This window comes from Lacrimispora brassicae (assembly GCF_054772055.1).
This window is the reverse complement of sequence record NZ_BRYH01000001.1, coordinates 1-25,377: the sequence shown is the minus strand read 5'-3', so window position 1 is coordinate 25,377 and position 25,377 is coordinate 1. Positions and strand designations below refer to the sequence as shown.

Genomic DNA, 25,377 nt, shown 5'->3' with positions numbered 1-25,377 from the left:
GCGTTCAGGAGAGATCAACTGCCTGAGAGCATCCGTTTTTTGGTTTTTTGGGGAATGGGTTAAAAAAGTTTAATAGGTGTTGACAAGTAATATTATATGGCATATAATATTGTTATACGATGTATAATATACAAAGTAAAATAATATTATATATCAGATCAATAGAAGAAAGGAAGGTGGGCAATCGTGGAACCAAAGCGTTTGTACCGGTCTGTAAAAAACAAAGTCCTCTGCGGTGTATGCGGTGGCATTGGAGAATATTTTCAGGTCGATCCTGTCATGATAAGGCTGATATGGGTTCTTTTGATGTTTCTTCAGTCATGGCGTCATTTGTTCCAATCGTTTATGGGGTTTTCCCTGGTGGGAGGAAGCCTGGTTCTCTATATTATCGCTGCGGTCATCATACCCCAGGCGCCGAAGGATGAAACAAGGTAGTTTTTTCTTAGTATTAAGATAGGAGTGGACACATGGTTTTTAACACAGGAGCAGCATTATTGGACGCCATTGTCCTTGCGGTAGTATCAAGGGATCAAGAGGGGACCTACGGTTATAAGATCACCCAGGATGTGAGAAATGTTATTGAGATTTCAGAATCAACCCTTTATCCCGTACTGCGAAGATTGCAGAAGGAAGAGTGTCTGGAGGTTTATGATCTGGCATTTGACGGAAGAAACAGAAGATATTATAAGATTACGGAAAAAGGACGGGTTCAATTGAATCTCTATAAAGGTGAGTGGGAAAGCTACTCGCAGAAGATATCCCGGATTTTTGAGGAGGCACATATATGAGCAGGGATGAGTTTATGAGAGATCTGGAATATCTGCTGTCGGATATTCCAGATGAGGAAAAGGCGGAGGCCATGGGATATTACAGGGATTATCTGGAAGAGGCAGGACCGGAAAATGAGGAGAACGTAATACGGGAATTCGAAAGCCCTGAGCGAATAGCTGCCATTATCCGTTCGGATATATCCGGTAATTTGAAGGACGGAGGAGAATTCACGGAGACCGGTTACCGGGATGAACGGTTTAAGGATCCTAATTACCAGATGGCAAAGCGGTATGATCTTCCGGAGGTATCCGAGGAACCGAGATACCAGGACGGAGAAGATGACAGAAAACATACAAGGCGAAGAAGAGCCATGGATGGGAACCGGACAGTGAAAACTATCTTATGGATTATACTGATCATTGCGGCTTCCCCCATGCTTTTGGGAATAGGAGGCGGTCTTGCAGGCTTAGCAGGAGGATTTATGGGAATTCTTGCGGCAGCGGTCATCGGAGTCGGCGCAGTAACCTTTGCCCTTCTTGCGGCCGGGATTTGTATGGTTTTAGCCGGTATTGTTTCCATGGTGATCCACCCTTTAAGCGGAGCCCTGGTTCTGGGACTTGGGATCCTGTTTCTTGGCCTTGGCATGATTGCCCTGGCAGTCAGCGGTGCTTTTTATGGAAGATTTATTCCTTTTCTTTTCAGGAGCTGTGTGAACGTCCTTAGCAGATTATTTCACGGAAGGAGAAGCCGTCTATGAAAAAGTTTATAAAGATATGTTTGATTGCCGGAAGTATCTGCGTTCTGGTGGGCGGGGGCATTTCAGCCGTATCTGCCGTGATGGGAGGAAAGTTACAGGATATCGTGCCCCAGAGAGCCATTGAATGGAGAAGAGAGATTTCAGGAATTGCCCTGGATAACTTCTGGGAAGGGGAAAATTTTAATGATTTTTATGTTCCGGAGACCTTTAACAGAGAAGAGAAAGGGCAGGAAATTTTTTCTTCTCCGGACGTAAAAAAATTGGATATAGTAATGCGTACGGGAAATGTTGTTTTTGTTGAGGATCCCCTTGGAAGTGAAGTTAAGATCTTCGCCAACAGGGATAAAACCTGCTGGAGCCTGTACGAAGAACATGGGGAGCTGGAGCTTCAGGAATACAATGGCTGGGAAAGAAAAGATGGCCCGGAACTGCTTTTTACGGTCCAGGTACCAAAGGATTACCGCTTTTCTGAAGTCAGTTTAAAATCTGTTCATTCAAACCGTTTTTCCGGCGGAGAGTCTTCCGGTCCAGCGATGATGGCCCAGACCCTTTCAGCGGAAGAACTGGATATTGAAGTCCAGGCCGGAGCTGTAAAGATCGGCAGGGGAAACGTGGGAACGCTTTCCATTGAAATCAATGCAGGCGCCGTGGAGTTCTCAGGAACCACCTCCGGCGACATTGAGGCAGTATGCCAGGTGGGAGCCATAAGGCTGGAACTTGACGGAAAAAAGGAAGATTATAATTACGATGTCCAGTGTAAGGTGGGAGCCGTTAAGATCGGCGAGGAAAGCAGTGCGGCCTTAAAAGGCAGGAAGCAGACAGACAACGGAGCAGGCAAAGATATGGATCTGGAGTGCAAAACAGGTGCCATCCAGGTGGTGTTTATGAATGAATTATAATATGAAAATATCTTTTGCTTTCATAACATATTACACAACTTACAGGTCATAGGACAGAAAGGAGATATACAAATGGAAGACAATCAAAAAAAATTATACCGTTCCGATACGGACAAAATGCTTTGCGGGGTATGCGGCGGAATTGCGGAGTACTTTAACGTGGATTCTACTCTCATCCGGCTGTTGTGGGCAGTGCTGGCCTGTACAGGCACGGGCATTGTAGCTTATTTTATTGCAGCGATCATCATTCCCAGAAGATAAAAGGGATTTGCATAGGCAGAAAAGGCAGGCCGTCCGGGCCTGTCTTTTCTTTTGGAAATACTGGGGAAAAATTACGTTTAATTCTTCTGCCAGCGGGCATACTCTCTTTAGATTTAAGAAAAGGAGATGTAATAATATGTCAAAGGGAAAGAAAAACGAACCATTTGATCCTCGCAATATGAAGCCAGAGGAAGTACTTAAATTCGAAATTGCCACTGAGCTTGGCCTTGGTGATAAGGTAATAGAGAGCGGCTGGCGCAGTCTGAGCGCAAAGGAAAGCGGCCGGATCGGCGGTCTGATCACCAAAAGAAAAAGAGAAATGAAGAAAGATGCTCTGTTAACGCAGGAGGAAGCATAGGGAAACACCCTGCGGCATCCCTTTACGCCCGGTAGAACAGGGCGGGCCCTGCCTGGAACGTGTGGCAGAAAATAGGAAAAGTCAGGAATTTTCTTGCAACCTTAGGAAAAAACTTTTATAATGTACTTCAAAGAGGAAAGCCTTACAGGTGTCCTTTTATGCCCAAACCCCATGGGCAGGAAAGATGCAGGAAGATGGAGAAACAGGAATTAAGAAACGGATTTACCACGGGAACCTGTGCCGCTGTTGCTGCCAAAGCAGCGGCGGTTATGCTGTTTACCGGCCGTAAATTACAACATATGAAGCTTATGATGCCAAAAGGAAGATCGGCTGATCTTCCTCTTTTTCATGTTCTCCTGAAACAGGGAGAGGTATCATGTGCCGTTAAAAAGGATGCAGGGGATGATCCTGATGTGACCCATCAGGCCATGGTGTTTGCCTCTGTTCAATATACTGACGGGAAAAAAGAGGGACAGGCCCAGGGAATCTACCGCCGGGACGGGGAAGAGGGGAAAGAACCTCTTTTTCTCACTGCCGGTGAGGGAATCGGCTGGGTGACAAAACCGGGCTTATCCTGTCCCCCAGGTATGCCGGCCATTAATCCGGTTCCCCGTGACATGATATTTGGCGGGGTGGAGGAAGCAAGAAGAGAGGCAGGCATTAACAGCTCTTTAACGATCACCGTCTGGATGCCGGAAGGAAAAGCATTGGCGGAAAAGACCTTTAACTCCAGGCTGGGAATCCAGGGAGGGCTTTCCATCCTTGGAACAACAGGAATCGTAAAGCCCATGAGCGAAGAAGCGCTGATTGCCACCATACTCCTGGAACTGCATATGAAGGCTGTGGCAGGCATGAAAGGGGTGATCCTGGTACCGGGAAATTATGGAGAAGCCTTTATCCAGGAAACCCTGGGCCTTTCCCTAAAGGATGGGGTGACCTGCAGTAATTTTATAGGGGAAGCCTTAAAGGCGGCAGGTGAGGAAGGATTTCGCCGGATCCTGTTTGCAGGACATATAGGGAAGCTGATCAAGGTGGCAGGAGGCGTATCCAATACCCATTCCAAATATGGGGACCGCCGCATGGAAATTTTGTGGGACTGTACCGCCCCTTTTTCAGAGGAAAGGGATGGATTAAAAGATAAAATTTTAACAGCCAACACCATGGAAGAGGCCGCAGGAATCCTAAAGAACCATGGAATCTTAGAGCCTGTTATGGAAGAGGCGGTGGACAGGATCCAAAGATACATGACTCTGTGGTCAGGCGGGGCAGAGGTGGAGGTGGTGACATTTTCCACCATGTACGGTATACTGGGAATGAGCCGGAAAGCCATGGAGCTAACCAGATTGTTTTCCGGGGCATCGGCGGAAGGAAAAGAACAGGAGGAGTAAACAATGGCTGGAATCATGTACGGGATCGGAGTAGGGCCGGGAGATCCGGAACTTATGACATTAAAAGCGGTAAAAAGGATCAGAGAATTAAAGGTCATTGCCATTCCCCATAAAAATAAAGAACAGTGTACGGCGTATCAGATCGCCAGGCAGGCAGTGCCGGAAATCGAGGAAAAGGAATGTCTCCTTCTGCACATGCCCATGACAAAGGATGAAAATGTCCTTGGGGAAAGCCATGATAAGGCGGCCAGGGCGGTGATGGAGTGTTTGGACAGGGGAGATGATGTGGGATTTATCACCCTGGGTGATGTAAGCATTTATTCCACCTTTACCTATCTTTGGGAACGGCTTTGGAAGGAAGGCTATTCCACCCGCTTGGAAAGCGGGATTCCCTCCTTCTGCGCCGTAGCGGCAAGGCTTGGAATTCCTCTTGTATCAGGGGCAGAGGAGCTTCATATCATCCCGGCTTCTTACCAGATAAAGGATGCCTTAAAGCTTTCAGGGGTAAAGGTGCTTATGAAGGCTGGCAGGCAGATGGGGGCAGTGAAAGAAGAACTGAGAAAATACGGAGCCAGTGCCGAAATGGTGGAAAACTGCGGAATGCCGGATGAACGGATCTATGGTACTTTGGAAGAGATTCCGGAAGATGCCGGCTATTATTCTTTGGTGATTGTGAGGTAGTTATGGTACATATCGTAGGAGCAGGTCCGGGAGCACCGGACTTAATTACAGTAAGAGGCAAGGAGCTGCTTGGCAGGGCAGATGTGATCATTTATGCAGGCTCTTTGGTAAACCCCGCCCTTTTGGAACATAGAAAGACCTTGTGCCAGGTTTATGACAGCGCAAAAATGATCCTTGAGGAGGTGATCGCCGTTATAGAAGCGGCGGAGCGGGAAGGAAAGATGACCGTCAGGCTTCATACAGGAGATCCCTGTATTTACGGAGCAATACGGGAACAGATGGATGCCCTGGAGAAAAGAGGGATTCCTTATGACGTATGTCCGGGAGTCAGTTCTTTTTGCGGTGCGGCCTCTTCCCTTAAGATGGAATATACCCTTCCAAATGTGACTCAAAGCGTGATCATCACCCGGATGGCAGGCAGGACACCTGTGCCGGAGCGGGAATCCATCGCTTCCTTTGCGGCCCATGGAGCCACCATGGTGATCTTTTTAAGTACCGGAATGTTAGATGAGCTGTCAGAGGAATTGATAAAAGGCGGTTATTTTCCGGATACTCCTGCCGCCATTGTCTATAAGGCCACCTGGGAGGAGGAAAAGACCCTAATCTGCACGGTAGAAAGCTTAAGCGCCAGTGCCAGACGGGAGAATATTAAAAAGACGGCTCTGATCCTTGTAGGCAATGCGGTGGCCCAGAACGGTTATGAACGTTCCAGGCTTTATGATCCGGTTTTCACAACAGAATACCGGAAGGGAACGGAGGAGGAAGGATGAGGCTTTCCATCATCTGCTTTACAGAGGCAGGAGTCAGGCTTTGTGCAAAGCTTGTGAAAGAATTATTAAAGACCGGCCAGCCCTGTGAGGGATATGGACCGGAAGCCCTTATAAAGTCCTGTCCTGACGGGGATCTTATGATCCCTGTTTCCACATCCCTGTCACAGTGGACAGAGGAGCAGTTTTCACAGAAGGATGGGATCGTGTACATAGGAGCAGCAGGCATTGCTGTCCGGGCAATCGCCCCCTTTCTAAGGAACAAGGCGGAGGACCCGGCGGTGGTGGTCATGGACGATATGGGCAGATTTTCCATTTCTCTTTTATCCGGACACTTGGGAGGGGCCAATGAACTGGCGGAGCGGCTGGCAGGGCTGGCAGGCGCTCAGGCGGTCATTACCACGGCTACAGACAACCACGGGAAATTTGCAGTGGACCTGTTTGCTAAGGAACAGGGGCTTGTCATCACGGAATTAAAAAAAATAAAAGAGATCTCCTCTGCCATCCTTAAGGGGGAAAGCGTGGGATTTCACTGCGATTTTCCGGTTTCAGGAAAGCTGCCTCCCGGGCTTGTTCCAGGGAAAGCTTTCCGGGCAAATCTCTGGATCACCATAAAAGAGGAGGCAGGGGAGGAAGCGCTTGGGGGGGCCTTAAGGCTGGTTCCAAGGCTCCTGGTTCTGGGAATCGGATGCAGAAAAGGGGTTTCGGCTGAAACCATAGAAAGAGTCGTGGTCCGGCTTTTCAAGGAATGGAACTTATCTCTTGAAGGCCTGGTTGCCTGTGCTAGCATTGATATTAAGAAGGAAGAAGAGGGCATCTGCCAATTTACTGCCGCAAAGGGAGTCCCGTTTTATACTTATCCGGCAGTGGTCCTTGGAGAAATGGAAGGGGAATTTTCTTCCTCCTCTTTTGTAAAGCAGGTAACAGGAGTGGATAACGTGTGCGAACGGGCGGCCCTCGCCTGTGTAAAGGAACTGGGAGGCGGCAAACTCCTGGCAAGAAAACAGGCGGCAGAGGGAGTCACGGCAGCCGTGGCTGTCTTAGATTGGAAAGTAACGGTTGAAAGATATCCGTTTGATTCATTAGGAGGCAAATTATGACAAAATCGGGAAAGCTTTACGTAATAGGGATCGGGCCAGGTTCCTATGAGGATATGACCGTAAGGGCAGCAAAGGCGCTGGAAGAGAGTGAAATCATTGTAGGGTATACCGTATATATAGACTTGATCAAAGAGCATTTCCCCCATAAGGAGATGCTTTCCACGCCCATGCGCAGGGAGCAGGAACGGTGCCAATTGGCCATTGACCAGGCGAAAGAGGGGAAAATTACAGCCATGGTGTGCAGCGGAGATTCAGGAGTTTACGGCATGAGCGGACTGATTCTTGAAATGGCCCGGTCAGAGGAAGGACTTGAGATTGAGATCATACCGGGGGTGACTGCGGCATTAAGCGGGGGAGCCGTATTAGGTGCCCCTCTTGGCCATGATTTTGCAGTGATCAGCCTAAGCGACCTGCTGACCCCAATGGAATTAATTGAAGAGAGGCTCAGGGCTTCCGCCTGGGCGGATATGGTAATCTGTCTTTATAATCCTTCCAGCAAAAAGAGAGCCGGTTATTTGAAGCGGGCCTGTGAGATCGTCATGGAGTATAAAAGTCCAGAAACGGTATGCGGCCTTGTGAAAAATATTGGCAGGAAAGAGGAGGAAATATCGGTCATGACCCTGGAACAATTAAGAGATACCCAGACAGATATGTTTACCACCGTTTATATAGGAAATTCAATGACAAAGTTGATAAACGGAAGAATGGTAACGCCAAGAGGCTACAAAAATGTGTAGGGTTCTGATTTTTGGCGGTACTGTGGAGGGCCGGATCCTGGCGGAATACTGCCATGAAAAAGAGATCAACGCATGGGTCAGCGTTGCTACCGGATATGGAAGGGCGGTTCTTCTGGAGAGCAAGTATCTCCGTATCCATGAAAGCCCCATGGATGCCCATGAGATGGAAGGGTTTATAGAAGAAAAGGGCATCACTCTTGTCCTTGATGCCACTCACCCTTATGCCACCCTGGCAAGTGAAAATATACGTTCCGCCTGTGAACGGACAGGAGTATCCTGTAAAAGGATCGTAAGGGAGTCTTCCCAGGGGCCGGAACCAGAGGAGCAGAAGGAAGGAAGAATCCTGTGGGTCAGTGACTTAAAGGAAGCTGTTCTGGCTTTGCACAACGTGCCTGGAAACATTCTTGTCACAACGGGAAGCAAGGAACTTTCTGCATTCACCAGCCTGGATTCCTGGGAAGAACGGGTTTATGCCAGAGTGCTCCCAACCCTGTCTGTAATCTCTGCCTGTGAGGAGATGGGATTTAAGGGAAAGCACCTGATCGGCATGCAGGGCCCTTTTACAGCGGAAATGAACCGGGCCATGATAAGACAGTATGACATTAGCTGTCTTGTGACAAAGGAGGCCGGAACTGCGGGAGGCTTTCCGGAAAAGCTGGAGGCGGCAGCGGAATGCGGGATCACGGCAGTTGTCATCGGGCGTCCGGGACAGGAGAAAGGGATCACGGTCAGGGATGCAAAGAAGCTTTTATCTGAGGATAAAGAAGAAGGTGACCGGAGCCAGGATATGCCTGGATGTAGGCAGCCTGAAAAGAGAAAGGTATTTTTGATAGGAACCGGCATGGGCGGAGAGGACCAGATGACAATAAGGGCATGGAAGGAATTGAAGCAATGCCATGTGGTATTCGGTGCGGAGCGGATGCTCTCCGGCATTTCTGCTGCAATTCCCCATGCCGTTAAAAAGCCCTTTTATACCAGCAGGGACATCCTTCCCTGGCTTGAAGAGCACAAGGAGTTTACCAGGATCGGGATCCTGTATTCCGGTGATACGGGCTTTTACAGCGGGGCAAAAAAGATGGCAAAATCACTGATGGCGGATCCCAATGGCCAAAAATATGATACGGAGATTTTGCCGGGTATATCATCGGTTTCCTATTTATGTTCCAGGCTGAAAACCGGCTGGGAGGATGTGGGACTTGTAAGTCTTCACGGCAGGACCTGTGACATCATGAAGGAATTGAGCGTTCATTCCAGGGTATTCGTTTTGCTGGACGGGACGAATACGGTGAGAAGCCTGTGCCGCACCCTTATGGACCATGGGCTCTGCCAAGTCAGGCTGTCTGTGGGCCAGTGGCTTTCCTACCCCGATGAACGGATAACCGTTGGAACGCCGGGGGAACTGGAAGGGCAGGATTTTGACATATTGTCGGCAGTATTGATTGAAAGGTAAGGTTGAAAGAAAACGTCTTTTAACCTTGAAGAGGCAATTATATGAGAGATGAACTGTTTATCCGGGGAGATGTGCCCATGACAAAAAGCGAGGTCAGGGCCGTGTCCATATCAAAACTGGAGCTGGATCAGGATTCCATCCTGTACGATATTGGAGCCGGAACCGGCTCGGTGTCCATAGAAGCCTCCCGGTATCTTGCCGGGGGAAGGGTCTATGCCATCGAAAAGAAGGCGGAAGCCATAGACTTAATAAGGGCCAATAAGGAAAAATTCGCAGCAGGCTGCCTGGAGATCGTTGAAGGGAAAGCACCTGAGGCATTGTCCTCTCTGGAAGCCCCTTCCCACGTATTTATCGGCGGAACCTCAGGATCCATGGACAAGGTGCTCTCCCTGGTATTAAAAAAGAATCCGGAAGTCAGGATCGTGATCAATACAATCGCCCTGGAGTCCCTGGCAGAAGTTCTTTCCTGGCTGAAGAATCATTCTGTCGCGGCTGAAATCCTGCAGGTTCAGATATCCAGAGGAAGGGAAGCAGGAGACTACCATATGATGATGGGACAGAATCCGGTATATGTGATTTCCTTTGGCGGGGAAGGGAGGAATATCCTTGAATGATTCCCGTCCCAGGCTGATGCTTGCAGCCCCGAAAAGCGGAAGCGGAAAAACCATGATGACCTGCGGGCTTTTAAATGCATTCCTTTTAAGAAAGCTGTCCTGCCGGTCCTTTAAGTGCGGTCCGGATTATATTGATCCCATGTTCCATAAATATGTGCTTGGCATTGATGGGGGAAATCTGGATACTTTTTTCCTGAATGAAGAGCAGGTCAGGGAGCAGTTTTCAGACCAGGCAAAGGGAGCCGGGATTTCCGTCATCGAAGGGGTCATGGGGTATTATGACGGAGTGGGGGGAGATACCACCCAGGCAAGTTCCTATGAGGTGGCCTGTGTCCTGGATACGCCTGTTGTTCTGGTCTTAGACTGCAAAGGGGCCAGCCTGTCCCTGGCTGCAGTGGTGAAAGGCTTCTTGGAATACAAGGAAAACAGCCATATAAAGGGCGTGATCTTAAATCGGACTTCTTCCATTATGGCGGAACGGCTGAGGCCGGCGATGGAAGAACTGGGAGTGGATGTTTACGGATATTTGCCGGAATGTGAGGAAGGGTCTTTTGCCAGCCGTCATTTAGGCCTGGTTCTTCCGGGAGAATTGGAGGGGCTGAAAGACCAGCTTTATAAGCTGGCCATGAAACTGGAAGCCACAATAGATATAGACGGACTTATAAAGCTGGCCCAGGATACGAAACCACTGCCGCTTCCTAAAGGGAGATCAAAAAAACGGGTTTTCCAGACTGCCCCGGAGAAGGAAGTGCTCATAGGAATAGCCATTGATGAGGCTTTCTGCTTTTATTATCAGGAGAATTTAAAGCTTCTTGAAGAAATGGGAGCAAAGCTCATACCTTTTAGTCCAATCCACGATAAAAGCCTTCCTCCTGGTATCTGCGGCCTTTTGCTTGGCGGGGGATATCCGGAGCTTTACGGCAGGGAGCTGTGGGAAAATGAATCCATGATCAGGGAAATAAGGAAAGCCTGGGAGCGTGACCTTCCCATACTGGCTGAGTGCGGAGGATTCCTGTATCTTCAGGAAGAACTGGAGACAAAAGACCATAAAACCTATCCTATGGCAGGTATTATACACGGAAGGGCGTTTCCTACCAAACGCCTGTTACGGTTTGGCTATATTGAGATGTTTCCCAGAGAGGATACCCGGTTTTTAAAGAAGGGGGAATCCATACGGGGACATGAATTCCACTATTGGGACAGCACCAGCAACGGCGCCTGTATGGAAGCAAAAAAACCAGGCGGGAACAAAAGCTGGGACTGTGTTCATGGAGAAAGGAATCTGTTGGCGGGATTTCCTCATTTTTATTATCCCTCCAACCCTGCTTTGCCGGAACGTTTCGTAGAAGCCTGCAAAATTATAAAGGAAAGGGAATCAAAGGAGGAAGCGAGATGAATAAGGATTTGGAAATTTTGCCCAGCAGGGTTGGCGATATAGATGAAATATCGGATCTATATGATCTGGTAAATGAATATCTGGAGAGCCATACCAATTATCCGGGCTGGAAAAAGGGAATTTACCCCGCACGGATTGATGCCCAGGAGGGTATAGGGAAAGGAACTCTTTATGTGGCCCGTTTATCCGGCAGGATCGCAGGCTCTGTAATCGTCAACCAGAAGCAGGAAAACGGATATGATACGGTATCCTGGAGGCTTGTGGCAGACCCTGAGAAGGTAGCGGTCATCCATACGCTTTTAGTCCATCCAGACTTCCAAAAATCCGGAATTGCCAAAGCCCTTTTGGAGTTTTCAGAGAAGAAAGCACTGGAAGAGGGAAGAAAAACAATCCGTCTTGACGTTTATGAAAACAATGAGCCTGCAATCCGTCTTTATGAACAAATGGGATATCAATACGCAGGGATCGCAGATTTAGGCTACGGAGCCTATGGACTTGACTGGTTTAAGCTGTACGAAAAGCCTTTAAAGGGAAGGGATCCAGACGATGAATGAAGAACTTCAGACATATGTCCTGCAAATACGTTCCCTTGATGTCTCTTCAATGGAAATGGCCCGTAAGCGGTGGGCCCAGGTGGCAAAGCCTCTGAACAGCTTAGGCGTCCTGGAAGATGACATCGTAAAGATGGCGGGAATAAGGGAAACGTCAAAGGTGGGCATGGACAAACGGGCCCTTGTCATCCTGTGCGCGGACAATGGAATCGTGGAGGAAGGGGTCACCCAGACTGGAAGGGAAGTGACCGCCCTTGTAGCTGAGAACATGACAAGAGGAGACAGCAGCGTCTGCATTATGGCAGAACAGGCAGGAGTGGATGTGTTCCCGGTGGATATAGGAGTTGCCAGGGACCTGGTTTCCGGTTCCCGTTACCCCCTTATATCCAGGAAAACCGCTTACGGAACAAAAAATTTCCACAGAGAGCCTGCCATGAAGCGGGAAGAGGCGGTCCGGTCCATAGAAACAGGCATCAAGCTGGTCCGGGAACTGGCGGAAGCAGGTTATCAACTGATCGCAACCGGAGAAATGGGAATCGGAAATACCACCACCAGCAGCGCGGTCGCTTCCATGCTTCTGAATAAAGCGCCGGAAGTTCTGACCGGAAGAGGGGCAGGATTAAATGACGAGGGCTTAAAGAGAAAGCTTGGAGTTATTAAGGAAGCCGTGGAAACATACGGCCCGGTATGCCGGGATGCGGTGGATGTCCTTGCCTGCGTGGGAGGCTTTGATGTGGCAGGGCTTACAGGCGTATTTTTAGGCGGAGCCATTTACCGGATACCGGTGCTGGTGGACGGATTTATTTCCGCAGCAGCAGCCCTTGCGGCAGACTGCATTTATCCGGGCTGCCGCAACTATATGCTGGCATCTCATGTATCGGCGGAGCCTGCAGGCAGGCTGCTTCTTGATGAGCTGGGGCTTGTGCCTCTCATACAGGCAGGCATGTGCCTGGGAGAAGGAACCGGGGCAGTGGCCGGGATCCCCCTTCTTGATATGGCGGTCAGTGTCTATACAAAAATGAGTTCCTTTGAAGACGTACATATTGAAGCGTATAAGCCCATGGGAGGCGAATCATGATCACTTTGGTTGTGGGAGGAAGCGGAAGCGGAAAATCAGAATATGCGGAAAGCCTGGTTATGAGTCTGGGAGAGGGCAGACGGATCTACATTGCCACCATGAAGCCCTGGGATGAGGAATGCAGGCGCAGGATTGAGCGGCACAGGCAGATGAGGGCAGAAAAACAGTTTGAAACTCTGGAATGCTACCGGGATCTAAAGGGGCTTAAGCTGGATATCAGCAGGAAACAGCCCTCAACAGTTCTTTTGGAATGCATGTCCAATCTGGTATCCAATGAGCTTTTTGGCCTGGGAGAAGAGGGAGAGGCTCCGCCCATGGAGGGAGCTTTGGCGGTGGAGGAGATCCTTACAGGGATCAGGAAAACAGAGGAAGTGGCCGGACACTTCATCATCGTGACAAATGAGGTTTTTTCCGACGGGGACACTTACGGCCAGGAAACCATGGCTTACCGGAAGGTTCTTGGGGAGATCAACCGGAGAATCGCGGAAATTTCCCATGTGGTGATGGAAGTGGTGGCAGGAATCCCGGTCATAGTAAAAAAGCCTGGATCAGCCTGGAAAGCATAAGACAATGGAACCGCTTGCAAACGGAAAAGAAGCTTAAAAAGATATGGGAATTTCTTATATAATATGGCGGGAGGGAGGTATGAGATGTATAAACTATTGGTGGTGGAAGATGAAAAGTCGATTGCATATGGGATCGCAAACAGCATTGAATGGGAAACATGGGGATTTGTCATAAGCGGTGTCTGCGGCAATGGAATAGAGGCCCTGGAACAGATAGAAAAGGACAAGCCTCATGTGGTGCTTTCCGATATCCGGATGCCGGAAATGGATGGGGTGGAGCTGATGCAGCATTTAAACCAGCATTACCCGGAAATCAAGATCATCATCCTAAGTGGATATAATGATTTTGAATATTTGCAGATGTCCATTAAAAACCGGGTCATGGAATATCTCCTAAAGCCCACGGACCTTGATGAGTTTGAGGTGACCTTCCGCAAAATAAAAGCGCGTCTTGACGAGGAAGGGAAAAAGGAATTAGAAGAAAGAGAATTAAAGTCAGCATACAAAGAGAGCAGAAGCTTAAAGCTTAGAAGGAAATACAATGCCCTGATCAAAGGGTATGGCTATCATGAGGAAGAGATGGAGGAAGAATTTTTCCGCCAGGGAGAAAACTGGTACGGAGTGGTGCTGGTCCATCTGGATGTCCCAGGTACGGAAGATAAGAATGGCTTTTATAAAGATCAAATGAAGGTAGAAAAGATTCTGAATGAAAGGGCCTTAAAGGAAGGCATTGACGGAACCTATATCTGGAACTTTGAGGAGAAAATAACCGGAATCTTAAGCGCCGGGCAGGAACCCTCAGAAGAGGAGCTGTATGCCTATGTAAGGCAGATGGGGGAATCGGTTTTAGAAGAGAGCGGCATTCCCATATATGCCGGTGTCAGCAACTTTTATACGGATTTTCAGATGCTTCCCCAGTGCTATGAACAGGCCAAATGCTGTGTCAGCCAGAAGATATACAGCGAAGGAAAGAACCTGGTCGTGACCTATAAAGAGATACAGGAAGCAGATTTTGATTACCACGCAATTTCCTTTGATACGGACCAGATTTTAAAGGAAATCATGGAGCAGGAGGAAAACAAGGCGGAGGACATTTTAGATAATATCTTTTCTGCATTTAAGGGAAAGGTGATTCTGGATTATGATTATATCAACCGTTTAAGTCTTGAGCTTTTATTTAATCTGTCCCGGGCCTTGCTGCGTTACGGCGTCCGGCTGGAAAAAGTGATGAAAAAGCTGGACTGCACCTATACCGGCATCTATCCTCTAAAAAGCCTGAAGGAGAAAAAAGAGTTTTTATCCAGGATCCTTCGGGAGGTCTCCAGGGAAATGGCCGGCATGAGAGGAGAATGGAAGAGCCAGACCAGCCTTGCCCAGAAAATCAGGGAGATCGTGGATGGGGAGTATGATTCCAACCAGATATCCCTGGAATATGTGGGGACAAAGGTTCATAAGAATTCCGCCTATATTTCTAAAATATTTAAAAATGAGTTTGGCTGCAATTTCAGCGATTATATCATTACAAAGCGGTTGGAAAAAAGCAGAAAACTTCTTTCTGACCCTGCATTGAAAATATATGAAATCTCCCAGGAAATGGGCTGGGCCGACGTATCCAACTACATTAAGCTGTTTAAGAAAAAGTATGGGATAAGTCCGAAAGAGTACCGGAATATCCTCCAGCCGGAAGGCGGCAGCGGAGAGAAAAACAATGAAAATGAATAGGGAAAAGGGGCAGGCAAAAAAAAGAAATATCGGTTTAAAACGCAGGATGCTGTATGGCATTTTGCAGGTGCTGATCCCGGTCATGGTGATCATCACCATGCTGTTCTGGCATACGCGGAAAGTCATGAAACAGGAGTACATGCGCACAACCCAGAGCCGGATCACGGATATTGCCAATAAGATCGATGCAAAGCTTCAGGACATTTACAGTGTCTCCGATAATTTCGCGGCCAATGACCAGTTAAATAAATACATTGAAAAGGAATATTCCCCTCTTGAACCCATGTATAAAAAGCTTGATATTGTCAGGATTTACAGCAACATATTCGGGGCCTATGACATGCTGAACCAGCGGGTGAGGATCAGCGCCATATATACGTATAAGGGAGAATTGTTTAATTTTCTGGACCCCAATAATGACACAGAAGAGGTGATCAGGAAGCTGCGGTCCATGAATATTGAAGATCCCGACCTTTTGATGAAATTCCGCTGGTTTCCCCTCCAGGATAATTTCCTTCTCAGCGACCGGCCCGATAAGGTCAGGGATAGAAAGGCTGTCATGGGCATCCGGAGGATCTATTCCTGGGAAAAGGGAAAATATGAGTATGTGCAGTTGTTTGCCTTAAAAGAGCAGGATATTTATGAACAATACAGGGAACTGGCGGAATCCGTTCCCGGCGATATTTACGTGATCACAGAGGACGGCAGCCTGATTTCCTCCAGCAATGAAAAGGCTGTGGAGGCAGGAGGGCTCTCAGAGAAGCTAAAGGGGGAGATCCTGGAACAGACAGGAGAGTTGAACGAAGGGTGGGCGGCTTTGGGAAATCAGATGATCCAGGTAAAGGCCTCCGACGTCAATGACTGGAAGATCGTCATGGTGGTTCCTGTAAAATCGGTGACAAAGGAAGTGGATGTGCTGTACTACAGGATATTCCTGGTCATGGTGGCATGTGTGGGCCTTTGCACCATGATGATCTTTTATTTATACAAAAGCTTCATGGATCCTATTGGGAAGCTGAATGCCTCCATGAAGGAGGTGTACGGCGGAAACTTAAATGCCTATGTTGAGGTAAAGCAGAAGAACGAAGTGGGAGATATGATCCGTTATTACAATTCCATGCTGGAGCGGATCAATACCCATATCATTGAAGGCCTGCAGTCTGACCGGAAGAAAAAGGAGCTGGAGCTGGAAGTGCTCATGAGCCAGATTAATCCTCATTTTCTTTATAATACCCTGGAAAACATCGTATGGATGTCCAATGAGGCGGGACGGCCGGACATTGGGCGGACGGCCGCTTCCCTTGGACGGATGTACCGCTTATCCATCAGCGGAGGGCAGGTGATCGTCCCAATGGAACATGAAATCGAGCATCTCATGGCTTACGTAAAGATCCAGAAAAACCGTTATAAGGAAGATTTTGAATTTGATCTTAAGACGGACATGCGGCAGATCCATGAACTGTTTTCCTTAAAGATAATTTTGCAGCCTGCGGTGGAAAATTCCTTTCTCTATGGAATGACAGGTTTAAAGCAGCCCATGATGATCCGTCTTACGGTCAAGGAAAAAGGCCATTGGGTCATGATAAAAATAATGGATAACGGCCGCGGCATGGACAGGGAGAAATTAAGGGAAGTCCGGGATCAGATCCGTTTTGGGAAAGTAAGAAAGGAAGAGGAAGAGCAGAACAGGCGCAGCACCGGCATCGGACTTCACAGCATAGAATCCAGAATCAATCTGTATTTTGGGGTGGACCGGGCTGTTTCCATCTACAGCAAAAAAGATGCAGGAACCCTGACCGTCATAAGGATTCCCAGGATCACCAGAGAGGACATTGACGACCACGGCAATTTAACCTCATCAAGTAGCGAAGCGGATTGCGAATTTCAAATTGACAGGAAAAACAGATAAAAAAGTGTAAAAAGCGAAAATAACCAACAAATACAAAAATCGGCCTATGTTTATTGGGAAAAAATCCGTTAGAATATAAGTAAGAGAAAGGTTATATTTCCATGAGCCTTTCTCCTAAAATAAAAAGCGGGAGGCAGGCCCATGAACAAGGAAAAAGCACCAGTATCCAAAACAAAAGTAAAGACATCCACAGCCCAGAAAAAAGAAGACAGGTATGGGTGGCTGTTTATTTCTCCTTACCTGATTTTTTTCACTGTTTTCACAGGCATTCCTTTTGTTATTGCAATTGTGATGTCATTTTTAAACATGAAATATATTACCAGGTTGGACAACTTGAAATTTGTAGGGTTTCAAAACTTTATAAAGGTATTCACCAACAAGGAAATCATGGAATCCCTCATAAGAACCTTTCAATATTCTCTGGTATATGTACCCCTTATCATGATTCTTGGATTTGTGCTGGCATTTATGCTGAACAACGGAGTCTATATGAAAAAAGCCATGCGTTCCATGGTATTTATGCCCTATGTATCCAATATGGTGGCGGTGGCCGTGATTTTTAAGGTACTGCTTGGTAATAACAGTCCCATAATCCTTGCTTTAAGAAACATGGGATTTGACCCGCCGCTGCTTTTACTGAATTTAAAGCTGGCTCTTCCAACGGTGGCCATGATTTCTGTATGGAAGGGCGTTGGCCTTAACATGGTGGTTTATCTTGGAGCGCTGCAGGAGGTGCCCTCTGAGCTGTTGGAAGCGGCGCAGATTGACGGGGCAACAAAATGGCAGCGGATCCGCAATATTATCATACCAATGATTTCTCCCACCACCTTTTTCCTGGTAATCAGCTCCATTATCGGTTCCTTCCAGAACTTTACCTGCATACAGGCCCTTACCGAGGGGGGACCGGGACAGGCGACTACCGTAATGTCCGTAAATATTGTCCGTACCGCATTTACAAAATTTGAAACCAGTCTGGCCAGTGCAATGGCTTTCGTCATGTTTGTGCTGGTCATGATCGTAACGATTATCCAGTGGCGCGGACAGAAAAAATGGGTTAATTATTAAGGGAGGGATCATCAATGACAAACAAAAAGAAAAGTATAAAGATAGCAGTTACAGTTTTTATCCTGTTGATCGGGCTGGCATCTAATTTTCCGTTCCTGTTCATGATCTCCTCTTCCTTTAAGGTCAGCGGAGAGGTCATGAAATTCCCATGGCATTTGATTCCGGAAAACCCCACTCTGATGAACTTTCAGTCATTATTTACAAACGGTATTTATAACTTTCAAAAATGGTATTTTAATACGGTGGTCATGACGGCCCTTACCATTATAATCAAGATATTCTTTGTAAGCTTTACGGCATATGGATTTGCAAGAATTAAATTTAAGGGAAAAGACGTGATATTTCTCATACTGCTGTCAGCCATGATGATACCCAGCGATATTATGATCATACCCAGATACATGATCTTTAAAAATCTGCATATCCTGGATACCATGTGGTCGCTGATCCTGCCAAGCTGTGTTGATGTGTATTTTGTATTCTTGCTGCGCCAGTCTTTTGTTTCCATTCCGGACTCTCTCAGTGAAGCGGCAAAAATTGACGGCTGCGGCCATTTGCGCATTTATTGGAAAATTATTTTCCCGTTGGCAAAACCGGCCATTGCGACCATGGCCCTGTTTTCCTTTACATGGTCCTGGAACGACTACATGGGGCCGTATCTGTACATATCAACCATGGATAAGCAGATGCTGTCTGTTGGAGTAAAGCTTTTCTCCTCCGGCTTGATCCAGGATTATGGAACGCAGATGGCTGCGGCAACGGCTGTGCTGCTGCCAATTCTGGTGGCCTTCCTGTTCTGCCAGAAGTTTTTCATCGAAGGCGTTGCTTCTTCTGGTGTGAAGGGATAATACATGAAACATAAGGCAGGTTAAAAAGCCTTTGGAATTAAAAAAGATGAGATCGAAAGGGGATATAAGATGGAAAGAAAACTTACCGGAAGAGTCACTGTTCCCACTGATGTGGATATGATACAGGAGACAAAAGAGATTGCCAAACGGTGGGGAGCCGATGCCCTGCGGGATTGTGATGGGACAGATATGCCGGAGGAGCTTAAGAAAATGCCCGTCAAAATTTACTCCACCTATTATACCACCAGAAAGGACAACCATTGGGCCATGGCCAACCCGGAGGAAGTCCAGCAGGTATATTTGATGACGGAATTTTATACGGCAATGGATGAAGGCGGACTTCGCATTCCCTTGATGAAACATCTCTACAAGGACCAGTTAAGGCCCAATACCCTTCATGACATAAAGCGCTGGTGGGAGGTTGTGGACCGTACCACAGGGGAACCCCTGGCTGCCCAGGCATGGGAATATGAGGAAAATACCCAGGAGGTCATTATTTCTCTTCCGGAGCAGTATCACGATTATACGGTAAGCTTCCTTGCCTTCATCATCTGGGATCCGGTCCATATGTATAATTTCATCACCAATGACTGGCAGGATGTGGAACACCAGATCACCTTTGACGTACGCCAGCCAAAGACCCAGAACCATGTGATCGAAAAGTTAAACCGCTGGATGGAAGAAAACCCGGACAGCAATGTGGTGCGTTTTACAACCTTCTTTCATCAGTTCACCCTTGTATTTAATGAATATGCAAAAGAAAAATTCGTTGACTGGTTTGGATACAGCGCCAGCGTCAGCCCCTATATTTTAGAACAGTTTGAAAAAGAGGCAGGGTACCCCTTCCGCCCGGAATATATCATTGACCAGGGATACCATAACAACACCAACCGGGTGCCTTCTAAGGAGTTCCGGGATTTCCAGGAATTTCAGCAGAGAGAAGTTTCCAGGCTTATGAAGGTCCTTGTGGACATCTGCCACAATCACGGCAAGGAAGCCATGATGTTTTTAGGGGATCACTGGATCGGAACGGAACCCTTTGGAGAGTATTTTAAAAACGTAGGGCTGGATGCGGTAGTGGGAAGTGTGGGCAACGGTACCACCCTTCGCCTGATTTCCGATATCCCGGGAGTAAACTACACGGAAGGCCGTTTTCTCCCTTACTTCTTCCCGGATGTATTCTGCGAAGGGGGAGATCCGGTAAAAGAGGCAAAAGTAAACTGGGTGACAGCAAGGCGGGCCATCTTAAGAAAACCGGTGGACCGGATCGGCTATGGCGGATATTTAAAGCTGGCCCTGGAATTTCCTGAGTTTATCCAATACATTGAAGAAGTCTGCGATGAATTCCGCCTTCTTTATGAGAATGTGGGAGGACAAAGCCCTTACAGCCATTTTAAGGTGGGAGTGCTGAATTCCTGGGGAAAGATCCGTTCCTGGGGAACCCATATGGTTGCCCATGCCATTGATTATAAGCAGACTTATTCCTATGCCGGAGTGCTGGAAGCCTTAAGCGGAATGCCTTTTGACGTGGAATTTATCAGCTTTGAGGATGTGATCAAAGATCCGGATGTGTTAAAGAAATGCAAAGTGGTCATCAATGTAGGTGACGCCTATACGGCTCCCAGCGGCGGGTCCTATTGGACCGATCCCAAGATCAGCAGCGCTGTAAAGGCCTTTGTGGCCCAGGGAGGCGGATTGATCGGAGTGGGAGAGCCGTCTGCCTGTGAATATCAGGGCAGGTACTTTACTATGGCAAATGTGCTGGGCGTAAATAAAGAAGTTGGTTTTTCTCTGTCAACGGATAAGTACAACTGGGAAGAGCACAGCCATTTTATTACGGAAGATTCCTCTGAAACCATTGACTTCGGGGAGGGGATGAAGAACATCTATGCCCTTACAGGAGCGGAGGTTTTAAAGAAAGACGGGGAAGATGTTCAGATGGCTGTCAACGGGTTCGGAGACGGAAGAAGCGTATATATCAGCGGAATCCCCTATTCCTTTGAAAACTCCAGAATGCTTTACCGGGCGATTTTCTGGGCGGCAGGTATGGAGCTTGAGATGAAGAAATGGTACAGCAGCAACTATAACGTGGAAGTCAATTATTATCCGGCTACAGGCAAATATTGTATCGTAAACAACACGTATGAGCCTCAGGAAACCGTGATTTATGACGGAAATGGCAAAGAATTTTCTATGCAGTTAAAGGCAAATGATATTTTGTGGTTTTCATTTTTGTATACGAATGAATGAAGCTGAAAGATGTTTTTCTTTCAACCTTACAAGATTAGAAAGGACCCATTACCAGTATGCAGACAAAGGAAACACTTGAGACATATGAGGCAATCACGGCAGAGGAAGCACATAATGCCCTGAATCATGTGATTGCCCGGATTAGAAATAATGTTTCTGTATTTTATGATAGTTTCCCGGCAGCAAGCAGCATCAGCCAGATATACCCTGCTGCAGAAAACAATGACTGGACCAATGGATTTTGGACCGGACAGCTATGGCTGGCATATGAACAGACAAAGGAGGCGGCTTTTAAGGAAGCCGCCCTTTATAAAGTACCAGGCTTCCGGGAACGCATGGTCAAAAGAATTGTAGTAGATCATCATGATATGGGATTTTTATATACCCCCTCTTGTGTGGCAGCCTATAAACTTACCGGTGACAAGCCGGCAAGAGAAGCTGCACTGATGGCAGCGGATAACCTGATGGGCCGGTTTCAGCATAAGGGGGAATTTTTTCAGGCCTGGGGAAAGCTGGGGGATCCAAAGGAATACCGGTTAATTATTGATTGTCTTTTAAATATGCCCCTGTTATTTTGGGCGTCAGAGGAAACAAAGGATACAAAATACAGTGAAACCGCACTTCGCCATATTCGAACCTCTATGAAATATATAGTCCGTGAAGATTCTTCTACATACCACACCTATTATTTTGACCCAAAGACTGGAAATCCGGTTGGCGGAGTAACGGCTCAAGGGCATAGAGACGGTTCCATATGGGCAAGGGGCCAGGCATGGGGAATATATGGCTCGGCAATCGCTTATAAATACTGTCCTGACCCAATGTATATGGAAAGCTTTCGAAAGCTTACGGCCTGTTTTCTGGAGCATTTACCCAAGGATCTGGTACCTTATTGGGATTTTGACTTTACAGATGGCAGCAGGGAACCGAGAGACTCTTCTTCCGGGGCAATAGCAGCCTGCGGAATGCTTGAAATGGCAAACTATCTGGAACCAGACGAAGCAAAAGGTATATTGCACCATGCAAAATGTTTATTAAAGGCACTGACGCAGCACTGTTTGTACCGTTCCGGTGAAGATACCAACGGAATACTGCTTCATTCCACCTATGCCAAAAGTTCTCCTTATAATACGGTAAAGGATAGTGGCGTTGATGAATGTACCCTATGGGGGGATTACTTTTATACAGAAGCACTTGTGCGGATGACTGGACAGTGGAAGGCCTACTGGTAGAAAAGAGAGTAAAAATGAAACAATCAGATGAAAGACTTATAAAAATTGTTCCGTCTGACAGACAGGTTATGATGCAGAACACAGAATTTTATGCATTCTTTCATTTTACGGTGAATACCTTTACCGGAACGGAATGGGGATATGGAACAGAATCAGCAGAAATCTTTAACCCTGATCAAATGGATGCAGATCAATGGATACAAGCTGTTAAGGCAGCAGGGATGAAAGGCGCAATCCTTACCTGTAAGCATCATGACGGATTTTGCTTATGGCCCAGTAAATACACAAAACATTCCGTGAAGTACAGTCCTTATGGGAATGGAAAGGGAGATATTGTAAAAGAAGCTGCAAAAGCCTGTAAAAAAGCCGGTTTGAAATTTGGTATTTATCTTTCCCCATGGGATAGGAATCAGGAAACCTATGGCCAGGGAAAAGCATATGATGATTATTTCGTGGCCCAGCTTACCGAACTCCTTACCGGATATGGAGATATTTTTAGTGTATGGTTTGACGGTGCCTGCGGAGAAGGTTCTAATGGCAAAAAACAGGTTTATGACTGGCAGCGTTATTATGATACCGTAAGAAACTACATGCCGGATGCCTGTATTGCCGTAAGCGGGCCGGATGTCCGCTGGTGCGGCAATGAGGCAGGTGATACCCGTACCAGTGAATGGAGTGTTGTACCGGCAGATGTATCTGTAGCAGAGCGGGTGGCTGCTTTCAGCCAGCATAGTGATGATCCGTCTTTTAGGCAGAGGGTAATAAGCAGTATGGAACAGGATTTAGGAAGCAGGGAACGTTTGGCGCAGGAACAACACCTAATCTGGTATCCGGCAGAGGTGGATGTATCTATAAGGCCGGGCTGGTTTTATCATCCGGAAGAGGATGATAAAATTAGGTCTTTGGAAAACCTCATGGATATTTACGAAAAATCCGTAGGGGGAAATACAACACTGCTTTTAAATGTTCCTCCTATGCCTAACGGACTGCTTCATGAGAAAGACGTAAAAAGGCTGCAGGAGCTGGGCAGGGAAATACAAAAAAGATACGGGAATAACCTGGCAGAAGGAACTGAAATTCTGGTCAAGGAAGAAAATAAATGGAATGCAGTAAATGGTGTGCAATGGGATGACTATGAAACTTATTATCAGGGAAAAGGACCTAAGGCAGAATTTAAGATTTCCTGGAATGTTCCCCAAAAGATTTCGGCAGTAATCTTAAAAGAAAATATATTAAAAAGCCAGAGAATTGAGGCTTTTGAAATATTATCCATGAGGAATGGAAGCCTTATAAATATATATAGGGGAACTACCGTTGGTTATAAAAAGATTGCCCGCTTTCCCCAGATAGAATCGGATGCACTGATTATACAAATTTTAGATTCAAGGATAGAACCTGCTCTTTCGTTTATTGGTATATATGAATAAAAAAATCGGTTTTATTTAAAAAAAACTATAGAATGATAAAAATAACACATAAAGTTAAAATACAACCTATATAAACCAGATAAAATGTTAGCTATAATAGGATTATAAACAAAAGGAGGGTAACAGAAATGAAATTAAAAAGTGCATTAAGACGAGGCGCTGCTTTCAGCTTAGCTGCCACAATGGTTTTAAGTACTGCCGGATGCGGGCAATCCGGTAATACGAAGGCCAATGCGGACAGTAAAACAACAGAAACCGCTGAGAAATCAGACAGCGATAAGCCATTTGATGGCGTAACAGTAAAATGGGCACTGACAGATAATGCTGCAACCGGTACTGAAACAAAGGAAATGGTAGCATTAATCAAAGAAAAAACAGGAATTAATGTAGAATTTTTCATTACTCCTACCTCAAAAGCAGGAGAAATGGACAAGGTACTTGTAAGCCTGATGGCCGGAGAAGAAATGGACATTGTAAACAGAACTCCGCTTCAATTAGAAGAATTCTACAATGCTGCTGTTTTAGAGCCAATTGATGAGCTTGCAAAAGCAGATAATTATGATATGGACACTATATATGGGGGCCTGACTGTAAAATTTAAAGATCAGACATATGCAATTCCTGCAGAAAAGGATATCTGGCTGACTTACTATAATAAGAAGATCTTTGATGAAGCAAATGTTCCGTATCCCACCGCAGAGGGCTGGACCTGGGAAAAATACGTGGAAACGGCTGAGAAGTTAAACAATCCGGAGAAGGATGTCTGGGGCTCCTTTATGAGCGATGACGTTGCATGTAACTATTTGCAGGCAACCCAGAAGGGCGTATCCCCGTACAAGGAAGACGGAACCGCTAATTTCGATGATCCGGCATATGCCGATGCAATGAAATGGTTCTTCAGTCTGGGGAACGAGTTAAAGATCCAGCCAAACTGCCTGGATCTGGCTTCCGGTACATATCCATATAACTCCTTTATGGTAAATGGCAACATCGGTATGTACGTATACGGCGGCTGGGTAGCCAGTGCCTTATCTGACAAGGTGAAATACCCAAGAGACTGGGAACTGGGAATCCTTCCAATGCCTTATCCGGAAGGCTCCGAGCTATCTTCCCTGACAATTACAAACTGCTATGGGATTCCCAAGACCTCTAAGAACAAAGAGGCGGCATTTGAGGCCATCAAAACCATTTGTGAAAACAAGTATACCTTAGGTTACGGACGTGTTCCTGCCAAGATCTTAACAGCGGATGAAGCAAAAGCTTATATTGAAAGCAGCCTGCTTCCCAAGTTCAAAGATGACAACTTAACAGTAGAAGATTTTATGGCAGGCTGGTTTGACAACAGCAGAGCATACTTAGGAGAAAAGATCATGGGTACTGCTGATACCACCATCGGACAGATTTATACAGAAGAAGGTCAGTTATACGGCCAGGGACAAAAGCCACTGGAAGACACCATGAAATCCATTCAGGACAGAGCAAACGAAGCAATAAAAGAAGCACAGAGATAAGGGGAAAGCGCTGCCATGGCATTTGGCGGCGCTTTCTTT

The 25,377-nt window shown here is 46.8% G+C and carries 25 protein-coding genes; all 25 read left to right on the top strand.

Annotation, left to right across the window (positions count from 1 at the left end):
- Positions 1-186 precede the first annotated feature (186 nt).
- The 25 genes from ACYVD3_RS00125 to ACYVD3_RS00005 all read left to right on the top strand — a co-directional run bounded on the left by ACYVD3_RS00125 (position 187) and on the right by ACYVD3_RS00005 (position 25,338).
- Positions 187-435: a PspC domain-containing protein gene (locus tag ACYVD3_RS00125; protein WP_460640477.1), complete on the top strand. Its 249-nt coding sequence runs from the start codon at positions 187-189 to the stop codon at positions 433-435.
- A 32-nt stretch (positions 436-467) separates the two neighbouring features.
- A complete protein-coding gene (locus ACYVD3_RS00120) occupies positions 468-788 on the top strand; it encodes a PadR family transcriptional regulator (protein ID WP_158417333.1) in 321 nt (106 codons plus the stop codon).
- A complete protein-coding gene (locus ACYVD3_RS00115) occupies positions 785-1,528 on the top strand; it encodes a DUF1700 domain-containing protein (RefSeq protein ID WP_460640476.1) in 744 nt (247 codons plus the stop codon). The genes ACYVD3_RS00120 and ACYVD3_RS00115 overlap by 4 nt, the downstream gene beginning before the upstream one ends.
- Entirely contained in the window at positions 1,525-2,427 is a 903-nt protein-coding gene (locus tag ACYVD3_RS00110; protein ID WP_460640475.1) for a DUF4097 family beta strand repeat-containing protein, read from the top strand. Before ACYVD3_RS00115 ends, ACYVD3_RS00110 begins: the two co-directional genes overlap by 4 nt.
- Before the next feature lie 72 nt (positions 2,428-2,499).
- Positions 2,500-2,688: a PspC domain-containing protein gene (locus ACYVD3_RS00105; RefSeq protein ID WP_025233585.1), complete on the top strand. Its 189-nt coding sequence runs from the start codon at positions 2,500-2,502 to the stop codon at positions 2,686-2,688.
- A gap of 136 nt (positions 2,689-2,824) precedes the next feature.
- Positions 2,825-3,046 carry a small, acid-soluble spore protein, alpha/beta type gene (locus ACYVD3_RS00100; RefSeq protein WP_460640474.1) on the top strand — a complete coding sequence of 74 codons (222 nt, stop codon included), beginning with the start codon at positions 2,825-2,827 and terminating at the stop codon, positions 3,044-3,046.
- 194 nt (positions 3,047-3,240) lie between these two features.
- Entirely contained in the window at positions 3,241-4,434 is a 1,194-nt protein-coding gene (cbiD, locus tag ACYVD3_RS00095; RefSeq protein ID WP_460640473.1) for a cobalt-precorrin-5B (C(1))-methyltransferase CbiD, read from the top strand.
- Between the two features lie 3 nt (positions 4,435-4,437).
- Positions 4,438-5,115, top strand: coding sequence for a precorrin-2 C(20)-methyltransferase (gene cobI, locus ACYVD3_RS00090; protein ID WP_460640472.1), 678 nt, complete (start codon positions 4,438-4,440; stop codon positions 5,113-5,115).
- Between the two features lie 2 nt (positions 5,116-5,117).
- Positions 5,118-5,885, top strand: coding sequence for a precorrin-4 C(11)-methyltransferase (cobM, locus tag ACYVD3_RS00085; protein WP_460640471.1), 768 nt, complete (start codon positions 5,118-5,120; stop codon positions 5,883-5,885).
- Positions 5,882-6,982, top strand: a complete 1,101-nt coding sequence (locus ACYVD3_RS00080; RefSeq protein WP_460640470.1) for a cobalt-precorrin 5A hydrolase — start codon at positions 5,882-5,884, stop codon at positions 6,980-6,982. Before cobM ends, ACYVD3_RS00080 begins: the two co-directional genes overlap by 4 nt.
- Positions 6,979-7,719, top strand: a complete 741-nt coding sequence (cobJ, locus tag ACYVD3_RS00075) for a precorrin-3B C(17)-methyltransferase (protein WP_460640469.1) — start codon at positions 6,979-6,981, stop codon at positions 7,717-7,719. Before ACYVD3_RS00080 ends, cobJ begins: the two co-directional genes overlap by 4 nt.
- Complete coding sequence (gene cobK, locus ACYVD3_RS00070; RefSeq protein ID WP_460640468.1) at positions 7,712-9,169, top strand: precorrin-6A reductase; 1,458 nt, start codon at positions 7,712-7,714, stop codon at positions 9,167-9,169. Before cobJ ends, cobK begins: the two co-directional genes overlap by 8 nt.
- 41 nt (positions 9,170-9,210) lie before the next feature.
- Positions 9,211-9,783, top strand: coding sequence for a precorrin-6Y C5,15-methyltransferase (decarboxylating) subunit CbiT (gene cbiT / locus ACYVD3_RS00065; protein WP_460640467.1), 573 nt, complete (start codon positions 9,211-9,213; stop codon positions 9,781-9,783).
- A complete protein-coding gene (locus ACYVD3_RS00060; protein WP_460640466.1) occupies positions 9,776-11,179 on the top strand; it encodes a cobyrinate a,c-diamide synthase in 1,404 nt (467 codons plus the stop codon). Before cbiT ends, ACYVD3_RS00060 begins: the two co-directional genes overlap by 8 nt.
- Entirely contained in the window at positions 11,176-11,733 is a 558-nt protein-coding gene (locus ACYVD3_RS00055; protein WP_460640465.1) for a GNAT family N-acetyltransferase, read from the top strand. The genes ACYVD3_RS00060 and ACYVD3_RS00055 overlap by 4 nt, the downstream gene beginning before the upstream one ends.
- Positions 11,726-12,808 (top strand): nicotinate-nucleotide--dimethylbenzimidazole phosphoribosyltransferase, encoded by a 1,083-nt coding sequence (gene cobT, locus ACYVD3_RS00050; RefSeq protein WP_460640464.1) that lies wholly within the window; start codon positions 11,726-11,728, stop codon positions 12,806-12,808. Before ACYVD3_RS00055 ends, cobT begins: the two co-directional genes overlap by 8 nt.
- A complete protein-coding gene (locus tag ACYVD3_RS00045; RefSeq protein WP_460640463.1) occupies positions 12,805-13,374 on the top strand; it encodes a bifunctional adenosylcobinamide kinase/adenosylcobinamide-phosphate guanylyltransferase in 570 nt (189 codons plus the stop codon). The genes cobT and ACYVD3_RS00045 overlap by 4 nt, the downstream gene beginning before the upstream one ends.
- An 84-nt stretch (positions 13,375-13,458) precedes the next feature.
- Positions 13,459-15,096: a response regulator transcription factor gene (locus tag ACYVD3_RS00040; protein ID WP_460640462.1), complete on the top strand. Its 1,638-nt coding sequence runs from the start codon at positions 13,459-13,461 to the stop codon at positions 15,094-15,096.
- Positions 15,083-17,005 carry a sensor histidine kinase gene (locus ACYVD3_RS00035; RefSeq protein ID WP_460640461.1) on the top strand — a complete coding sequence of 641 codons (1,923 nt, stop codon included), beginning with the start codon at positions 15,083-15,085 and terminating at the stop codon, positions 17,003-17,005. Before ACYVD3_RS00040 ends, ACYVD3_RS00035 begins: the two co-directional genes overlap by 14 nt.
- Before the next feature lie 141 nt (positions 17,006-17,146).
- Complete coding sequence (locus ACYVD3_RS00030) at positions 17,147-18,070, top strand: carbohydrate ABC transporter permease (RefSeq protein ID WP_460640460.1); 924 nt, start codon at positions 17,147-17,149, stop codon at positions 18,068-18,070.
- Positions 18,071-18,084: 14 nt separating this feature from the next.
- A complete protein-coding gene (locus ACYVD3_RS00025) occupies positions 18,085-18,918 on the top strand; it encodes a carbohydrate ABC transporter permease (protein WP_460640459.1) in 834 nt (277 codons plus the stop codon).
- Positions 18,919-18,987: 69 nt separating this feature from the next.
- Positions 18,988-21,168 (top strand): 1,3-beta-galactosyl-N-acetylhexosamine phosphorylase, encoded by a 2,181-nt coding sequence (gene gnpA, locus ACYVD3_RS00020; protein WP_460640458.1) that lies wholly within the window; start codon positions 18,988-18,990, stop codon positions 21,166-21,168.
- Between the two features lie 56 nt (positions 21,169-21,224).
- Positions 21,225-22,400, top strand: coding sequence for a glycoside hydrolase family 88 protein (locus ACYVD3_RS00015; protein ID WP_460640457.1), 1,176 nt, complete (start codon positions 21,225-21,227; stop codon positions 22,398-22,400).
- 14 nt (positions 22,401-22,414) lie between these two features.
- Positions 22,415-23,827 carry an alpha-L-fucosidase gene (locus ACYVD3_RS00010; protein ID WP_460640456.1) on the top strand — a complete coding sequence of 471 codons (1,413 nt, stop codon included), beginning with the start codon at positions 22,415-22,417 and terminating at the stop codon, positions 23,825-23,827.
- Positions 23,828-23,955: 128 nt separating this feature from the next.
- The gene (locus tag ACYVD3_RS00005; protein ID WP_460640455.1) at positions 23,956-25,338 is read left to right on the top strand and encodes an ABC transporter substrate-binding protein; all 1,383 of its coding nucleotides are present in this window, start codon (positions 23,956-23,958) and stop codon (positions 25,336-25,338) included.
- Positions 25,339-25,377 lie beyond the last annotated feature (39 nt).

Coding starts and splice junctions, on each gene's coding strand:
- ACYVD3_RS00110 (WP_460640475.1), top strand. CDS start 1,525: ATGAAAAAGTTTATAAAGATATGTTTGATTGCCGGAAGTATCTGCGTT.
- cbiD (WP_460640473.1), top strand. CDS start 3,241: ATGGAGAAACAGGAATTAAGAAACGGATTTACCACGGGAACCTGTGCC.
- cbiT (WP_460640467.1), top strand. CDS start 9,211: ATGAGAGATGAACTGTTTATCCGGGGAGATGTGCCCATGACAAAAAGC.
- ACYVD3_RS00015 (WP_460640457.1), top strand. CDS start 21,225: ATGCAGACAAAGGAAACACTTGAGACATATGAGGCAATCACGGCAGAG.
- cobJ (WP_460640469.1), top strand. CDS start 6,979: ATGACAAAATCGGGAAAGCTTTACGTAATAGGGATCGGGCCAGGTTCC.
- ACYVD3_RS00115 (WP_460640476.1), top strand. CDS start 785: ATGAGCAGGGATGAGTTTATGAGAGATCTGGAATATCTGCTGTCGGAT.
- cobM (WP_460640471.1), top strand. CDS start 5,118: ATGGTACATATCGTAGGAGCAGGTCCGGGAGCACCGGACTTAATTACA.
- cobT (WP_460640464.1), top strand. CDS start 11,726: ATGAATGAAGAACTTCAGACATATGTCCTGCAAATACGTTCCCTTGAT.
- cobI (WP_460640472.1), top strand. CDS start 4,438: ATGGCTGGAATCATGTACGGGATCGGAGTAGGGCCGGGAGATCCGGAA.
- ACYVD3_RS00080 (WP_460640470.1), top strand. CDS start 5,882: ATGAGGCTTTCCATCATCTGCTTTACAGAGGCAGGAGTCAGGCTTTGT.
- ACYVD3_RS00010 (WP_460640456.1), top strand. CDS start 22,415: ATGAAACAATCAGATGAAAGACTTATAAAAATTGTTCCGTCTGACAGA.
- ACYVD3_RS00045 (WP_460640463.1), top strand. CDS start 12,805: ATGATCACTTTGGTTGTGGGAGGAAGCGGAAGCGGAAAATCAGAATAT.
- gnpA (WP_460640458.1), top strand. CDS start 18,988: ATGGAAAGAAAACTTACCGGAAGAGTCACTGTTCCCACTGATGTGGAT.
- ACYVD3_RS00025 (WP_460640459.1), top strand. CDS start 18,085: ATGACAAACAAAAAGAAAAGTATAAAGATAGCAGTTACAGTTTTTATC.
- ACYVD3_RS00030 (WP_460640460.1), top strand. CDS start 17,147: ATGAACAAGGAAAAAGCACCAGTATCCAAAACAAAAGTAAAGACATCC.
- ACYVD3_RS00105 (WP_025233585.1), top strand. CDS start 2,500: ATGGAAGACAATCAAAAAAAATTATACCGTTCCGATACGGACAAAATG.
- cobK (WP_460640468.1), top strand. CDS start 7,712: ATGTGTAGGGTTCTGATTTTTGGCGGTACTGTGGAGGGCCGGATCCTG.
- ACYVD3_RS00040 (WP_460640462.1), top strand. CDS start 13,459: ATGTATAAACTATTGGTGGTGGAAGATGAAAAGTCGATTGCATATGGG.
- ACYVD3_RS00035 (WP_460640461.1), top strand. CDS start 15,083: ATGAAAATGAATAGGGAAAAGGGGCAGGCAAAAAAAAGAAATATCGGT.
- ACYVD3_RS00055 (WP_460640465.1), top strand. CDS start 11,176: ATGAATAAGGATTTGGAAATTTTGCCCAGCAGGGTTGGCGATATAGAT.
- ACYVD3_RS00120 (WP_158417333.1), top strand. CDS start 468: ATGGTTTTTAACACAGGAGCAGCATTATTGGACGCCATTGTCCTTGCG.
- ACYVD3_RS00005 (WP_460640455.1), top strand. CDS start 23,956: ATGAAATTAAAAAGTGCATTAAGACGAGGCGCTGCTTTCAGCTTAGCT.
- ACYVD3_RS00100 (WP_460640474.1), top strand. CDS start 2,825: ATGTCAAAGGGAAAGAAAAACGAACCATTTGATCCTCGCAATATGAAG.